The sequence below is a fragment of the Mesorhizobium sp. RSR380A genome (genome assembly GCF_054719385.1).
This window is the reverse complement of sequence record NZ_JBTTIB010000001.1, coordinates 2,270,575-2,283,802: the sequence shown is the minus strand read 5'-3', so window position 1 is coordinate 2,283,802 and position 13,228 is coordinate 2,270,575. Positions and strand designations below refer to the sequence as shown.

The 13,228-nt window shown below is 62.0% G+C and carries 17 protein-coding genes; 8 read left to right on the top strand and 9 right to left on the bottom strand.

All coding sequences use genetic code 11. The features are described 5' to 3' along the window. Window positions 1-132: 132 nt before the first annotated feature. Window positions 133-1,779, top strand: a complete 1,647-nt coding sequence (locus ACYG9Z_RS11010; protein ID WP_023670103.1) for a CHASE domain-containing protein — start codon at window positions 133-135, stop codon at window positions 1,777-1,779. A gap of 39 nt (window positions 1,780-1,818) precedes the next feature. Here ACYG9Z_RS11010 and ACYG9Z_RS11005 read toward each other — a convergent pair whose 3' ends face one another. The 6 genes from ACYG9Z_RS11005 to ACYG9Z_RS10980 form a co-directional block, all read right to left on the bottom strand. After that, window positions 1,819-2,061, bottom strand: coding sequence for a YMGG-like glycine zipper-containing protein (locus tag ACYG9Z_RS11005; protein ID WP_023670102.1), 243 nt, complete (start codon window positions 2,059-2,061; stop codon window positions 1,819-1,821). Window positions 2,062-2,144: 83 nt separating this feature from the next. Further along, entirely contained in the window at window positions 2,145-2,471 is a 327-nt protein-coding gene (locus ACYG9Z_RS11000; RefSeq protein ID WP_023670101.1) for a hypothetical protein, read from the bottom strand. A 142-nt stretch (window positions 2,472-2,613) separates the two neighbouring features. Beyond that, window positions 2,614-2,790: a hypothetical protein gene (locus ACYG9Z_RS10995; RefSeq protein ID WP_023683964.1), complete on the bottom strand. Its 177-nt coding sequence runs from the start codon at window positions 2,788-2,790 to the stop codon at window positions 2,614-2,616. 129 nt (window positions 2,791-2,919) lie between these two features. Beyond that, the gene (locus ACYG9Z_RS10990; protein WP_023683963.1) at window positions 2,920-3,954 is read right to left on the bottom strand and encodes a sensor histidine kinase; all 1,035 of its coding nucleotides are present in this window, start codon (window positions 3,952-3,954) and stop codon (window positions 2,920-2,922) included. 163 nt (window positions 3,955-4,117) lie between these two features. Then, complete coding sequence (locus ACYG9Z_RS10985) at window positions 4,118-4,285, bottom strand: DUF1328 domain-containing protein (RefSeq protein WP_023670098.1); 168 nt, start codon at window positions 4,283-4,285, stop codon at window positions 4,118-4,120. A gap of 220 nt (window positions 4,286-4,505) precedes the next feature. Beyond that, window positions 4,506-5,300, bottom strand: coding sequence for a response regulator (locus ACYG9Z_RS10980; RefSeq protein WP_023670097.1), 795 nt, complete (start codon window positions 5,298-5,300; stop codon window positions 4,506-4,508). Window positions 5,301-5,512: 212 nt separating this feature from the next. On the opposite strand from ACYG9Z_RS10980, the gene ACYG9Z_RS10975 reads away from it, so the two are divergent. Further along, a complete protein-coding gene (locus ACYG9Z_RS10975) occupies window positions 5,513-5,716 on the top strand; it encodes a NepR family anti-sigma factor (RefSeq protein ID WP_023670096.1) in 204 nt (67 codons plus the stop codon). A gap of 3 nt (window positions 5,717-5,719) precedes the next feature. Further along, on the top strand, window positions 5,720-6,271 hold the full coding sequence (locus ACYG9Z_RS10970) for a sigma-70 family RNA polymerase sigma factor (RefSeq protein ID WP_023670095.1): 552 nt from the start codon (window positions 5,720-5,722) through the stop codon (window positions 6,269-6,271). Between the two features lie 56 nt (window positions 6,272-6,327). Here ACYG9Z_RS10970 and ACYG9Z_RS10965 read toward each other — a convergent pair whose 3' ends face one another. Beyond that, window positions 6,328-6,645, bottom strand: a complete 318-nt coding sequence (locus tag ACYG9Z_RS10965; protein ID WP_050485906.1) for a response regulator — start codon at window positions 6,643-6,645, stop codon at window positions 6,328-6,330. 339 nt (window positions 6,646-6,984) lie between these two features. Here ACYG9Z_RS10965 and ACYG9Z_RS10960 point away from each other — a divergent pair, with 339 nt between their 5' ends. The 3 genes from ACYG9Z_RS10960 to ACYG9Z_RS10950 all read left to right on the top strand — a co-directional run bounded on the left by ACYG9Z_RS10960 (window position 6,985) and on the right by ACYG9Z_RS10950 (window position 8,670). Next, window positions 6,985-7,746: a Crp/Fnr family transcriptional regulator gene (locus tag ACYG9Z_RS10960; protein WP_023670093.1), complete on the top strand. Its 762-nt coding sequence runs from the start codon at window positions 6,985-6,987 to the stop codon at window positions 7,744-7,746. Between the two features lie 124 nt (window positions 7,747-7,870). Further along, window positions 7,871-8,197: an ElaB/YgaM/YqjD family protein gene (locus ACYG9Z_RS10955; protein ID WP_023670092.1), complete on the top strand. Its 327-nt coding sequence runs from the start codon at window positions 7,871-7,873 to the stop codon at window positions 8,195-8,197. An 11-nt stretch (window positions 8,198-8,208) separates the two neighbouring features. Beyond that, on the top strand, window positions 8,209-8,670 hold the full coding sequence (locus ACYG9Z_RS10950) for a hypothetical protein (RefSeq protein WP_023751664.1): 462 nt from the start codon (window positions 8,209-8,211) through the stop codon (window positions 8,668-8,670). Window positions 8,671-8,728: 58 nt separating this feature from the next. On the opposite strand, the gene ACYG9Z_RS10945 is transcribed toward ACYG9Z_RS10950, so the two are convergent. Then, entirely contained in the window at window positions 8,729-10,303 is a 1,575-nt protein-coding gene (locus ACYG9Z_RS10945) for an HWE histidine kinase domain-containing protein (protein WP_081726947.1), read from the bottom strand. Window positions 10,304-10,418: 115 nt separating this feature from the next. Between ACYG9Z_RS10945 and ACYG9Z_RS10940 the strand changes: the two genes are divergently transcribed. Then, window positions 10,419-10,646 carry a hypothetical protein gene (locus ACYG9Z_RS10940; RefSeq protein WP_023735212.1) on the top strand — a complete coding sequence of 76 codons (228 nt, stop codon included), beginning with the start codon at window positions 10,419-10,421 and terminating at the stop codon, window positions 10,644-10,646. 26 nt (window positions 10,647-10,672) lie between these two features. On the opposite strand, the gene ACYG9Z_RS10935 is transcribed toward ACYG9Z_RS10940, so the two are convergent. Then, a complete protein-coding gene (locus ACYG9Z_RS10935; RefSeq protein WP_023751666.1) occupies window positions 10,673-11,593 on the bottom strand; it encodes a diacylglycerol/lipid kinase family protein in 921 nt (306 codons plus the stop codon). Between the two features lie 257 nt (window positions 11,594-11,850). Between ACYG9Z_RS10935 and ACYG9Z_RS10930 the strand changes: the two genes are divergently transcribed. Continuing rightward, on the top strand, window positions 11,851-13,155 hold the full coding sequence (locus tag ACYG9Z_RS10930) for a PRC-barrel domain-containing protein (protein ID WP_023751667.1): 1,305 nt from the start codon (window positions 11,851-11,853) through the stop codon (window positions 13,153-13,155). The last annotated feature ends 73 nt before the right edge of the window (window positions 13,156-13,228 follow it).

Here is a 13,228-nt window from a genome sequence, read left to right as displayed (position 1 = left end):
GTTCACTGATGCTCGAGATCGATAAGCCGGCTAAATATGCATGATATGCCAGCTGTCATTATGGCTTGGCCGCGCCATTGTCTTGCCGCGGCGACTTGCCCATAAAGGTCCCGAACCGTCCATGGGCCTGCGTTGAAGAAGTTTTTCCCGATCCTTGCCTTCATTGCCGTTGCACTGATCAGCCTGACGATGGCGGGCTTCGCCTATTTCGCGACCCAGGAAGCGGCGCGCATCAAGTTCGAGGCGACGGCCGACGACGCGCTCAACCGCATCGAAAGCCGTATCGATCTGCATCTGTCACTGCTGCGCTCGACGCAGGCGCTGTTCGACGCCCGCAATGGCGAGATTTCAGGTAGCGAATTCAAGGCCTTCTTCAGCGCCCTCGATGTCGATAACAATTTCGCCGGCCTGCGCGGCATCGGCTATCTCAGGCTGGCCAAGACCGGTGACGAAGCGGCGGTCGAGCGCGACATGTTGCGCGACCGCGGCGCCGCCCACACGGTCTATCCGGACACGACACAGCCATGGCGCACGCCCGTCGTGCTGTTCGAGCCGCTCGACCCTGCCAACGAATCCACCATCGGCTACGACATGTTCACCGAGCCGGTGCGGCGCGAGGCGATCGAAAAAGCGATGGCCGATGACGCACAGCACGCAAGCGGTCTGGTCCAGCTCGGCCAGGACACTGGCGCGGCGCAGACCTTTACCGGTTTCCTGGTCTTCGTCAGGCTCAATGTCGAAACCGCGCCGGATGGTATCAATGCGTCCAGATCATCGACATCAGGCCTTCTCTACGCGGCCTTCCGCGCCCGCGACCTGTTCCAGACCGCGCTCAGCCGCACGCCTTTGCTGCCGGTCAACACCGCGGTCTATGACGGCACGGCCGACGCCGACAATCTTCTGTTCCAGTCGGAAACGCCGCCGGTTGCGAGCTTTGGCGACAGGCTGTTGGTGACGCGCAAGATCATCGTCGCCGGTCGGCCGTGGACGGTGCTGTTTCGGCCGACAAGTGCATTTTCGCAACCGTCCTCGCGCGCCATTCCGGTCATGCTCGGGCTGTTCGGCCTGCTTCTGGCCGGGGCCATCGCGTTGGTGGCGCGCTACCAGGAGCGCGCCTACGACGCCAAGTCGCTGCTGCATGAAACGACGGAAAAAAGCCTGCTCGAAAAGGATTTGATGCTGCAGGAGATGAAGCATCGGATCAAGAATTCGATCACGCGGGTGCTGGCGATTGCGCGCCAGACGGCAGCGCAAGCAACCGACGTGAAGGAGTTCTCAACTTCCTTCTCAGCCCGCCTGCAGGCAATGGCGGCTTCCCAGGATATGCTGACGCGTTCGCGCTGGCAGAAGGCCGATCTTGGCGACCTGCTGCGCATCGAGCTCGGCCAGGTGTTCGGCAAGGAGCTTCCGGAAGGGATATTGTCAGGGCCTCAGGTGCTGCTCGACGAGAGGACGACGCAGGCGCTTGGCCTGACCTTTCACGAACTGGCGACGAATGCGCTGAAATATGGCGAGGCCGGCAATTCCGTGGGTGCGCTCAAGGTCGACTGGTCGTTCGAGGGGCGCGGGTCCGAGCGGATGCTGGTTCTGAACTGGCGCGAGGCCGGGCAGAAGGAACTCGAAGCGCCGGCGAAGACCGGCTTCGGCACCAAGCTGATCGACCTCAATGTCACGCGCGAATTGCGCGGCACGATTGCCCGAGATTTTCGCATCGATGGGCTTACGGTGGAAATCAGGATCCCGCAGCCTGATGCAGTCAAACAAACGGAGACCGGCTGACCGGTCTCCGTCGCGATTGTCTGACGCTTTTGAAGCGGATCAGCAGCGAGCGGTGTAGAGCCGGCCGCGATTGTCGCGATACTGGCAATAGCCGTTGCGCAGGTTGCGCACCAGCAGGCCGGAACCGGCGCCAACGGCTGCGCCGATCAGCGCACCCTTGCCGCCGCCGATCAGTCCGCCGGCCAAAGCACCGACACCGGCGCCGACACCGACATCCTGCTCGGTCGTGCTGCAGCCGCTGACGGCGACCACCGCAACCATGGCAATAATCAATTTCCGCATAGAATCTCTCCTCACTTTTGTCCTCACTTTAGTAAGCTCCAGCCGCTATTTAGCACGAAACAGCAGCCTTTGCCCGCTCGATCTTATTGTTGGCTAAGAGAGTCTTTTTCGCGGCGCGTGGCGTTCGACGCGACCACGACACTGGAAATCTGCAAAGACGCGTCGAGGGTGCCGTCCGGGCGCACGTTCCAGACGATCTGGTCGTAATCATCTTCCAGCGCGGGGTCGACCGTAAGACATTTGGCAACGACGTGCTCGGCCTGACCCTGCACGTCGCCGGCAGCGAATGGACGTTCTGCCGTGCATGCTTCGGCGGTTTCGAAAACACTGACCGGCACCGGCAGTTCACGGCATTCGGTCATGTTGTTCGAACAGCCAATTACCAAAAGCAAAGCGGCGATGTGTTCCACGGCGACACGTCCTCTCGCCATAAGAACGGTCCACAGCCGTCAAAGTTCCTGTGCCGAAAGGGGCGTTAATAATTGGTCGGCTACGAGCTGGACAGTTTCTGAGCCAGGCTGCTTGGGAGCAGCGTGAACCTGAGCATCTGGCTCAGACCAATTGCGACGCCACGATCAGCACAACAGCGGCGACGAGCGCGACAGCGGCGACGCGAAGCAAGGGATGCCAGGCGTGCTGCAAAGGCGAGGCTGAAGCGTCAGGATCCTGAAAGCCGCTCATCGACACCCGGGCGGCCTGCTCCAGCCTGTTCATATCGGCAACCGTCATGATCATTCCTCCCATACTCGCGTTGCAGGCTGCGGCCGAAACATCGGTTGAATCGGTCAAGATCCAGCAATCTCTGGGAACCACAGCATCGGATTTTATGGTGAACAGCCGGTTAAGGAATCCCGCCGCTCATTCGGTTTCGAAATTGCCGTGCGGAACGACGAGGCGATATTCGAGGCGGTCACTGGTGATCTCCAGCGTCGCCGTGCCGTTCAGCGATGCCGGCACGACACGTTCGAGGGCAACGCTGCCGAAGCGTTTCTCGGTGCGCCTGTTATCATTGGCGACAATGGCCTCGACCCAGGTCAGCGACAAAGCCGGCTTGTCTGCGGCCTCTGCGACGTTCGACAGATCGGCGGTTACCTCGACAAAGCCGTCCGGCCGCGCCAGGGCGCCGTAGCTGAATGAATTGACGGCGAGTTCGTGCATGGCCAGGCCGATATGAATGGCCGCGTTGGGATTGAGGTAGGGGTTGACGCCATTGAAGCGCAGGCTCTGCGCGGGATCGGCGCCGTAGCGAACGACCTGGCCGCGGATAAGCTCGCGAAGTGCTGCACCCCGCCAGTTCGACGACGTCACCAGGTCCTGCGAGGAAGCCAGTGACTGCAGGCGGCCGCGAAAGCGCTTCAGGAAATCGTCCGGTGTCTCGGAATAGCGGCCGGTCTGGGTGGCAATACTCTGGATGATAGCCAACAGGTTCTTGGAGCGGTGGCTGACTTCGCGCAACAGCGTCTTCAGCGTCTGTTCGCGGCGTTTCTGCTCGGTGGTTTCCACCATCGTGGTGACGACGCCCTGCACGTCGCCGCGATGGCCCCGATCGGCATCGACCCATACCTGGAACCAGCGCATGCTATCACCGGTGGGAACACTCAGTTCAAGGCGTTCCGGATTGCCGGAAGCGATCACATTGCTTTTGGCGGCGGCGATTTGCTCAGCTTGCGCCGGTGGCAACGCGCCGTTGCTGTCGGCTGTGTCGGAAACCCACGGCGCACGCATGTTGCGGGCCCATACAGTCTTCAATTCACGATCCTGATAGAGGACGGAAATGCCGGCATTGTGCAGAGCGTGAAGCAAGGCCCGGCCAAGCTGCATTCCGCTTTCAGCCGGGTGCAGTGCGATCACCTCGTCGCCCTGTCCGCTCTCGCCTCCGCCAATGGAACGCATCAATCACCTGTCCACCTGATCAGGACCGAACGATTCACTTGGACTCAGTTCCTGAGTAGGTCCCCAGAAAAGGTCCGCCGGACGATGTCCCGTTGGAGGACATCGCCCGGCGGTGGCTGGAAACCGTTTGAGGGGTGCGGCTTCCAGTGTTCTTCGCCCGCTCCTACGATGCCCGTCTGAACAGGCCGGCCAGAAGCGAGATGACGAGGAAGGCGAGAAAGATGAAGAACAATATTTGCGCGATACCGGCCGAGGTACCGGCGATGCCGCCGAAACCAAGCGCGCCGGCGATGATCGCCACGACGAGAAATACGAGCGCCCAGTAGAGCATGATCTGTCTCCTTCCGATACTGGATCAAGAACGTGAGTGATTGCTGTTTGTTCCACCATTTGCCGAAAAAGAAGGTCTTTGGAAGAGGCCCGGACGCGAATTGATTCGCGCGCCTGAGCGCGATACGGCGCGACGGGCAGCCGCCGATCGCCGGGTTAGGCGATCGCCAGTGCCGCCAACGCTGCGAGGCGGCGAAAAGTTGGAGATTGAAGGCCCTACTTCACGCGGCGGCCTTGGCCTGCCGGTCGAAGAACAGCGCTTGGCTGATCAGCGCCTTGACCATGTCGGGATTGAACGGCTTGGTGACGAGGAAGGCCGGTTCAGGCCGCTCGCCGGTCAGCAGACGTTCGGGGAAGGCGGTGATGAAGATTACCGGCACCGAAGTCGACGACAGGATTTCGTTGACCGCATCGATACCCGAGCTGCCATCGGCAAGCTGAATGTCGGCCAGCACCATCTTCGGCCTTGTCTTGCCGAACATCGCCACCGCCTCGGTATGGGTGCGCGCGGTTCCGACCACGTGGTGGCCGAGGCTCTCGACCATTTCCTCGATGTCCATGGCGATCAGCGGCTCGTCCTCGATGATCAGCACATCGGTCGCCACCTGGCGAGAGATCTCGTTGCTCGCCTGGGCAAGCAGTTCGGAGAATTCCTTGGCGTCGACATCGAGAATTTCAGCTGCCTCGTCTTCACCGAAGCCTTCGACCGCGACCAGCAGGAAAGCCTGGCGTGGCCGTGGCGCAATGGCGTTCAGATTGGCGGCGGCGCGCTGCTCCCATGCCGATTGCGCCTGCTCCTGCGGAACGCGGATGGCAATGGAGGTGAACAGTTTGGCGAATACCTTGTAGAGCGCGATGCGGTCGCTTGACGCTTGCGGGAAGATGTCGACGTCGGCGATGATGGCTTCGAGCATCGCGGCGACCAGCGCATCGCCACTCTCCTGCGATCCGGATACGGCGCGTGAAAAGCGGCGCAGGAACGGCAGGTGCGGAGCGATGGTTGCGGAAAGGCTCATGGTAGACGTCTCCCTCAGATGACGTGATTGCATAGATTGCAGGTCAAGCTGATTGCAAGCCCCAACACCCAAACGCGGGTTTTGCGAAAAAGTTCCGACACTTGTGGAACGAAACTGCACGGGCGACGTTTGTGGTGCGATGGGCAACCAGACGAGGGGGCCGCTTTGCGTTGTGTAATGGGGCGGCTCGGGGCGCTGGATTTAAGGGCGAAATGAAGGACATGAATAAAGAAACGCTGGCTGGCGCCGCTGACAGGCGCCGGGCCAATTCCGGCGACCCGCTCGGGGCGAATTCGGAAATTGGCCGTAAACTCAAACAGTATTATGACGAGCTGGTCTCGGACAATGTGCCGGATCGCTTTGCCCAGTTGCTCAGCCAACTGGAAAAGGCCGAACCCGCACAGAAGAAGGACTGAGGCATGGCAGCTGTCTCACAAGGGTTCAAGACCGACCTGCTCGGCTCGATCCCGAGCCTGCGGGCTTTTGCCGTGTCGCTGACGCAGAATGCCGACAAGGCCGACGATCTCGTGCAGGAGACGCTGGTCAAGGCTTGGGACAAGCATGAGAGCTTTCAGCCCGGCACCAATCTCAAGGCATGGCTGTTCACCATCCTGCGCAACGAGTTCTATTCCCAGATGCGCAAGCGCGGCCGCGAGGTGCAGGACAGCGACGGCATCATGACGGCCAGGCTTGCCGTTCATCCGGCTCAGCACGGCCAGCTTGACCTCAAGGATTTCCGCGGCGCGCTCGAGCAACTCCCCGAGGACCAGCGCGAAGCCATCATCCTCATCGGCGCTTCAGGCTTTTCCTATGAAGAGGCCGCCGAAATCTGCGGCTGTGCGGTCGGAACGATCAAGAGCCGGGTCAGCCGGGCCCGCACGCGGTTGCAGGAGATCCTCAAAATCTCCGGCGAAGACGAATACGGGCCGGACGCGATCTCGTCCCAGGTGACGGGTTCAAACGCTGCCTGACGGCGGAGGCCCCGTTTGCGGGCCTGGGCTCTCTACACATACGCATCGAAGATATCTCAGACTGGCGCGCGGCCGCAGGCCGCCGCCAGAGCCTCGACGAGATCGGTCCCCGAATAGGGCTTGGTGACCAGGCGGATGCCGGGAAAAGACCCTTTGATCTCATCGGGGTCCGAATAGCCGGAGGCAAAGACAAACGGCAGGCCCGATTGGCGCAGCCGCGCGGCGAAATCGAGTGTGGACGTTCCGCCCAGCATGAGGTCCACGATAGCGGCGTCGAACTCGCCAACGACCTTCTGCTCATCGATCTCGGCCAGAGCGCGGGCAATCACTACGTCGTTCGCGCCATGGTCGCGGCAAAGCTGCTCGACATCCATGGCGATCAGGAATTCATCCTCCAAGACAAGAATTCGCAATCCCTCAAGCAATGGCGGCACTTGGCAATCTCTCCTCAATTCTTGCAGCATCGGGTACCGTGACTCCAGTCAACCGCATCGTGGACCTTGGGGGATCGGTCAGGCCTTAATCCGAAAAGTTCGCCCACCGGCTCTACTCCACAAGCGAGCTTCGAATTCGCCTCAGTGGAGTGTAGCGAGTCATGATCGCTATTTGCCATCCTGTCATTTAAAAAAGACATGCCATCGGCAGCGGAACCGCGGCCTTGCAAAGGCGTAGCACTCAGTCTCTGGCAAGAGACTTTCGAAAGAGGGATCGAAATGTCTGGCCAGAATGGTCGTTCGTTTTCCAGCCGTCAGTACCCATGCGAGATCTGCCCGCTTCGGCCATTGCCGGTGTTCCGGGAATTCGAGAAGCAGGAGCTTGCCTATGTCAGCATGTTCAAGAAGGGCGAACTGGCCGTCGACAAGGGCGCCACAGTGCTGGTCGAAGGCAGCCAAAGTGCTCATCTCTACACCGTGCTTTCGGGCTGGGCCTTCCGCTACAAACTATTGTCGGACGGCAGGCGCCAGATCCTGAACTACTCCATGCCCGGCGATCTTATCGGGCTGCAGGGCAGCCTGATGGGCGAAATGCAGCACTCGGTCGAGGCGCTGTCGCCCATGCTGTTGTGCGTCTTCGAGCGTGAAAACCTGCACGAGCTCTACCGCAACCATCCGGGCCTTGCTTACGACATTACCTGGCTGGCGTCGCGCGAGGAGCGCATGCTGGACGAGAACCTGCTCAGCGTCGGTCGGCGCACGGCGGTCGAGCGCACCGCCTATCTCATTGCCTTCATCGCCAGCCGCGCGGCGGCAGTCGGGCTCAACGGCAAGGCGCCGGTGCAAATCCCGATTACCCAGCAGCATGTCGCCGATACGCTCGGCCTGTCGCTGGTCCACACCAACAAGACGATCCGCAAGCTCATCGATCGCAAGCTGATCGCTTGGCGCGACGGCGGTTGCGAAGTGATCGACGGGGAGGGGCTGAAGGATCTCGCGCGCTGGGAGGGCCTAAGCGAAGGCCGTCGGCCGCTGATCTGACAGGCAGGCCTCCATCTGGGGCTGGACTCGCACTTGCAAACACCCTTTCATGGATACGGTCTCCGATTCCGGAACCATGATGTGTGTCGGGCGTTTGAAGCCAAGCAAACGCAAGGAGTTTAGAATGGCAACTGCCGCAGGAAAAACCGCCAACGAAAGTCAGACGAACGCCGACCTCGAGGCCGACATTCGGCAGTTGAAGGCGGATATCGAAAAATTGACCAAGCAATTGGCCAAGACCGGCGAACATGGTTACGGCACGGCGCGGCGCGCTGCTGCCGAAGGCGTCGACCAGTTGCGCGCGCAGGGCGAAGCCGTCTTCGACAGCCTGCGTGGCAACGCCAAGGATCTTGAGGCCCAGATCACGGCCAATGTGCGCGAGAAGCCGGTAACTTCACTGGCGATCGCGGCCGGCGTCGGCTTCCTGTTTGCGCTTCTTGCCCGGCGCTAGTTTCGACAGAGATGGGCATGCTGGCACCGCTTATCTCGGCCTTGGCCTCGGGTGAAGCCATTGCCGCCATGCGCCGCGCGCGCACGGCGGCAATCGTCTATGGGCTCGCCGCCGTGGCTGCCCTGTGCGGCCTCGGGTTTCTCCTGGGGGCGGCCTACATCTGGGCGGCTGACCGTTACGGCTCGATGGCCGCCTGTCTCGGCTTCGCGGCCGGTTTCCTGGTAACGGCCGGGCTTATCGTGCTCATTCATCAACTTACGGCCGGAACGCGTGCGCGCCGACGTGCGCGAAGGCGCAATGCCGACCTGAAGGCGCTCGGTATCACCGCGGCGCTTGCCGTGCTGCCGGCCTTGCTCAAGGGGAAAGGCGGGAAGGGCGTCATTCTCGGCCCGATGATCGCGCTCGCGGCCTATGCCATCTACCGCGAGAACGTCAAACCGGATCCGGGCGATCCAGACAGCGAAGCCGACTAAAGCGCGTCGCGCTGATACGCTGTTCCCGGGAAAACCGCTTCGCACTTCTGAAATTGCTTTAAGCCGGCAGATCTTCAAGCGGCATCGATATTTCGGCGAACACGCCTTCGCTGCGGAATTCGTGGGTCACTTCGCTCGATAAAACCTTGGCGAGGCTGCGGCGGATCAGGATAGAGCCGAAGCCCTGGCGTTCCGGCGGGTCGACTTTCGGCCCGCCGCTTTCGCTCCAGGTCAGCACAAGGCGGCGCGCGCCTTTCTTGCCCGCCGCCTTCCAGTCGACATCGACCTTCCCCGAGCCAACCGACAGCGATCCGTATTGCAGCGCGTTGCTGGCCAGTTCGTGCATGATCAGGCCGAGCCCCACCGCCTGGTCGGGCGAAAGCAGCAGCTCCGGACCGGAGATCACGATGCGCGGCCGTTCTGCCGAATCGAACGGCTTCACCTCGATCTGCATCAGTTCGCGAATACCGATGCCGCGCCATTCGCGATCCGACAGCAGGTTATGGGCAGCGCCCAGCGCCTGCAGCCTGGCGCCGAAGGCTTCCAGGAATTCGCTTGGGCGGCGAGCGTGGCGAACGGTCTGTGTGGCCAGCGCCTGCACGGTCGCCAGCGTGTTCTTGACCCGATGGTTGAGCTCGCGCAGCAGCAGCCTTTGCCGGTCCTCGCCGAGCTTGCGTTCCGAGATGTCGTAGTTGACGCCAAAGATAAGCGTCGGCTTGCCTTCGCCGTCGCGCTCGATGACGCGGCCGCGGGTGACTATCCAGCGCGGCGGATCGAAGCCTTTGACCCGGTATTCGCCGAAATAGTCGTCGCTGCCGGTCAGGGCATCGCGAAAGCGCGTCTCGGTCTGGTAGACGTCGCGCGGGTCGATGGCGGCCAAAATGTCGCGCGCCCGCAGCCGGTTCGAACGCGGCAGGTTGAACAGCTCCGACAAACGCACGTCGCATTCGATCATGTCGGTGCGGATATCCCAGGCCCAACTGGCGAGCGAGGCGGCATCGAGCGCTATGGCTCGGCGCTTTTCCTCCTGCGCCAAAGCAGCCGTGGCAATGGCGCCGCTGCGGGTGGCGTCCTTGAGGGTAAACAGGCTGGCGGCGAGGCTGGCCAGCGATTTCAAATGATCGAGCGCGGCAGCGGACGGAAATTCATGCGGCTCCCGGTCGAGCACGCACACCGTGCCGACGCGCGCGCCGGCGACCACCATCGGCGCGCCGACATAAAAGCGGACATGGTGTTCGCCGGTGACCAGCGGGTTGCGGGAGAAGCGAGGGTCGATGCTGGCATCCGGCACCACCATGGGCTCGTCGCCGGCGGCAATGGTATGGGCGCAGAACGATATGTCGGTCGCGGTTTCGGTCTCGTCGAAGCCGACACAGGATTTGAACCACTGTCGTTCGGTGTCGAGCAGCGTGACGAGCGCGATCGGCGCCTGCATCACGGCTGCGGCAAGGCCGGTGATGCGATCGAAGTCGGGATCGGAGTCGGTGTCGATCGCGTCAAGCCTATGCAGTACGGCAAGCCGCTCCGGCGCCGCCACGGCGCGGCGGACCTCAACCGGCAAACCAGCCTGCTTCGCCACCTTGCTATCCACCAAGCCCCCTCGCTTGCAGGCCCCACCTGCGGTGGCGCGCATCTCGCGCGGCCGTCGTCGCGCGCCGGAACTTTTGTAGCAAGCAATCGTTACCCCACCATGCTTCGCTGGCGATGGTTTTATCCACCATCCCGGTTGCGCGACAGGAACGCCGCCAATGACCAAGATCGCCCCTGAAAACAAAGCCCGTCAGGGGCGCTGGGGTTGGCACGGCCTGCGCATATTGGTCGCCGGGTTGCTCCTGGCTTTCATTGCTTGGGGAGCGGCCGAGATTTATGGCCAAAAGATCGATCCAGATACCCCTGAAAGCCAGGGGCAGCCCACCGGCCAGAGCGCGCCGGCCAACCAGAGCGCGCCAGCCGGCGAGGGGCAGTCGGGCGGCTAGGGTTTTCCGCGTCATTCGTAATCGCATCAGGCGGCCTTCGCCTGGGCGGCTTGCGCCGGAACCAGGACGTTCAGTGCGCCAGGGTGGATCTGGATTGTCGTTTCGCGCTCCAGCTTGACCAGTTCGCCGTCGATGACGGCGCCGAATTTCTTGCTCCCGGTATGGATCGTCACGATTGCCTTGTCGGCCTGATGAGTTTCGACATGATCGCTGTCGCGCCACCTGCCTCGAGCCATGTCGAAGAGCGCCCTGACCAGCTCGCCACGCTGCCGCGCCACGGTTACATAGATGCCGAGCACGCCGCCGGCAGGATTGTCGGCATAAGGCAGATGGCCTTCGCCAAACAGATTGTTGGAAATGCCGATGCCGCTGATGCGGGTCACGATTTCGGCTTCGCCGACCGTCAATGTCACCTTCATGGCTGGAGGATTGTTGATCGTCGTCCAAGCGGCCTTGGCCGAAGCGCGAATCTTTCCCAGGCGCGAGGCGAATTCCATATTGTCGCGCAGCTTCACCATCCTGGCGTGCAGGCCGATCGAGAACTGATGCACGAACGGCCGGCCATTCGCGCTCGCGATATCGACCGCCATGATCTCGCCGTCGGCAAAGGACTTCAGCGCGCCATCGATGGTCTGCGGAATTCCAAGGCCGCGGGCGAACAGGTTCATGGTTCCTGCAGGCAGGACGGCCAGCGCCTTCTTGTCATTCATCAGCCGCCCCGCGGCGGCCGAAATGGTGCCGTCGCCGCCACCGGCCAGCACGACGTCGATGTCGCGCCGCGCGGCGACCTTGTCGAGCGCCGCGACAATCTCCTTGCCGGCGACGATGTCGATATCGACGGAGTGACCAGCCGCCTCGAGCGTCTGGCGCATGCGGTCTGTTAGCGCGGAAAGATCGGTGGTCCGCAAGGTGCCGCCGTCCCGGTTCAGCACCGCTGCAAATCGCATGCCCCGCTCCGTATTCTTTTTAGCGGCCGGAATGCCAGCCGCAGGCTGAAACGGGCAAGCTTGGCAAAGGTTCCATCGGCCGGGCGGAATGTCGGGCGATTCCGCGGACTTGCCCAGGGTATTTCGATGCTCCCGTTTTTTCGGAACAAGCGCCTTGTCACAACGTTGTGATCCCATTGGAGGCGCCGCCTTCGGTCTCCCGGCAAGTGGTTTGCCGATTGCGGCGCGCATGAGATCACGCAAGAGGAGACTTAATCATGATCCGCACACTGTTCGCGACGACTGCACTCGCAACGCTGATCGCTACCGGTGCGTTTGCGCAGTCAACGACGGCCCCGGCGACGACCCCAGCGCCGGCTGAAGCCCCTGCTACCATCGCGCCGGCGCCGCAACAGGCCGACGGCGCGCTGATGACCAATATCATCGGCGAGTCCGTCTACAATGGCACTGGCGACGATGCGCAGAAGATCGGTGACGTCAGCGACGTCGTCCTCGATGAAAAAGGCCAGGCGAAATCCGCCATTATCGGCGTTGGCGGCTTCCTCGGCATAGGCAGCAAGAACGTCGCCTTCGACTACGGCAAGTTGCAATGGGTCGAGAGGAATGGTGACCGCTGGCTCGTCGCCGAGACGACGAAAGAAGCGTTGACGGCGCTGCCCGATTTCGACCGCAAGCCCTACGATCCGGCCCCGGCCACTGCTTCCACGGCGCAGAACGACCCGCAGAAGCCGGTTGATCTCAACGCCGCGCCGTCAGAACCGGCGGTGAAACGCGCTGACGGCAATCTCGCAACCAACATCATCGGCGAGAATGTCTACAATGGCACTGGCGACGATGCCCAGAATATCGGCGACGTCAACGACATCGTGCTGACCAAGGATGGCAAGGCGCAGTCGCTGGTGATCGGCGTCGGCGGCTTCCTTGGCATGGGTGAAAAGAATGTCACCTATGATTTCGCCAAGGCGCAGTGGGCCGAAAAGAACGGCGATCGCTGGCTGGTGGCGCAGACCACCAAGGAGGAACTGCAGGCGCAGCCTGATTTCGACCGCAAGCCCTATGATCCGGCGCCGGTGACGACAACGTCCGACGCGACGCAACCGACTGCTCCGGCTGCCCCGACGGCCGTTGCACCGGCTGACAATGCTCAGCCCGCGGACAAGACCGCGGAAGCTCCGGCCGGTACAAAAGCCACCGATCCGACGCAAACGGCAGCGATCGACAAGTCCACACTGACCGAAATGCCGGTCGGTAACATCAGAGGCGACGACCTGAAGGGCACCACCGTCTATGGCGCCAACGACGCCAAGGTCGGCGAGATCGGCGACGTCGTGCTCACGCCCGACAGCAAGCCGGATGCCGTCATCATCGATGTCGGCGGCTTTCTAGGCATCGGCGCCAAGGAGGTCGCGGTCGGCATGGACAAGCTCAAATTCATGACCGACAAGGACGGCAACAAATATCTCTACACCAACTTCACCAAGGAGCAGCTGCAGGCGCAGGCTGCGTATGACAAGGGCAGCTATGCCGAGAAGCGCGACCAGCAGCGGATGATGGTACAGTAAGGGAATAGGCAGTAGGGATTGGGCAGTAGGCGAAACCGAGTGACGAGGCAATCAGGCCGCCAGAACATTCTAC

What these genes read in the sequence shown, in the direction of transcription:
- ACYG9Z_RS11005 (WP_023670102.1), bottom strand. Translation starts at nt 2,061, where the DNA reads ATGCGGAAATTGATTATTGCCATGGTTGCGGTGGTCGCCGTCAGCGGC.
- ACYG9Z_RS10995 (WP_023683964.1), bottom strand. Translation starts at nt 2,790, where the DNA reads ATGACGGTTGCCGATATGAACAGGCTGGAGCAGGCCGCCCGGGTGTCG.
- ACYG9Z_RS10990 (WP_023683963.1), bottom strand. Translation starts at nt 3,954, where the DNA reads ATGCGTTCCATTGGCGGAGGCGAGAGCGGACAGGGCGACGAGGTGATC.
- ACYG9Z_RS10985 (WP_023670098.1), bottom strand. Translation starts at nt 4,285, where the DNA reads ATGCTCTACTGGGCGCTCGTATTTCTCGTCGTGGCGATCATCGCCGGC.
- ACYG9Z_RS10980 (WP_023670097.1), bottom strand. Translation starts at nt 5,300, where the DNA reads ATGAGCCTTTCCGCAACCATCGCTCCGCACCTGCCGTTCCTGCGCCGC.
- ACYG9Z_RS10975 (WP_023670096.1), top strand. Translation starts at nt 5,513, where the DNA reads ATGAAGGACATGAATAAAGAAACGCTGGCTGGCGCCGCTGACAGGCGC.
- ACYG9Z_RS10970 (WP_023670095.1), top strand. Translation starts at nt 5,720, where the DNA reads ATGGCAGCTGTCTCACAAGGGTTCAAGACCGACCTGCTCGGCTCGATC.
- ACYG9Z_RS10965 (WP_050485906.1), bottom strand. Translation starts at nt 6,645, where the DNA reads ATGGATGTCGAGCAGCTTTGCCGCGACCATGGCGCGAACGACGTAGTG.
- ACYG9Z_RS10960 (WP_023670093.1), top strand. Translation starts at nt 6,985, where the DNA reads ATGTCTGGCCAGAATGGTCGTTCGTTTTCCAGCCGTCAGTACCCATGC.
- ACYG9Z_RS10955 (WP_023670092.1), top strand. Translation starts at nt 7,871, where the DNA reads ATGGCAACTGCCGCAGGAAAAACCGCCAACGAAAGTCAGACGAACGCC.
- ACYG9Z_RS10950 (WP_023751664.1), top strand. Translation starts at nt 8,209, where the DNA reads ATGGGCATGCTGGCACCGCTTATCTCGGCCTTGGCCTCGGGTGAAGCC.
- ACYG9Z_RS10945 (WP_081726947.1), bottom strand. Translation starts at nt 10,303, where the DNA reads ATGCGCGCCACCGCAGGTGGGGCCTGCAAGCGAGGGGGCTTGGTGGAT.
- ACYG9Z_RS10940 (WP_023735212.1), top strand. Translation starts at nt 10,419, where the DNA reads ATGACCAAGATCGCCCCTGAAAACAAAGCCCGTCAGGGGCGCTGGGGT.
- ACYG9Z_RS10935 (WP_023751666.1), bottom strand. Translation starts at nt 11,593, where the DNA reads ATGCGATTTGCAGCGGTGCTGAACCGGGACGGCGGCACCTTGCGGACC.
- ACYG9Z_RS10930 (WP_023751667.1), top strand. Translation starts at nt 11,851, where the DNA reads ATGATCCGCACACTGTTCGCGACGACTGCACTCGCAACGCTGATCGCT.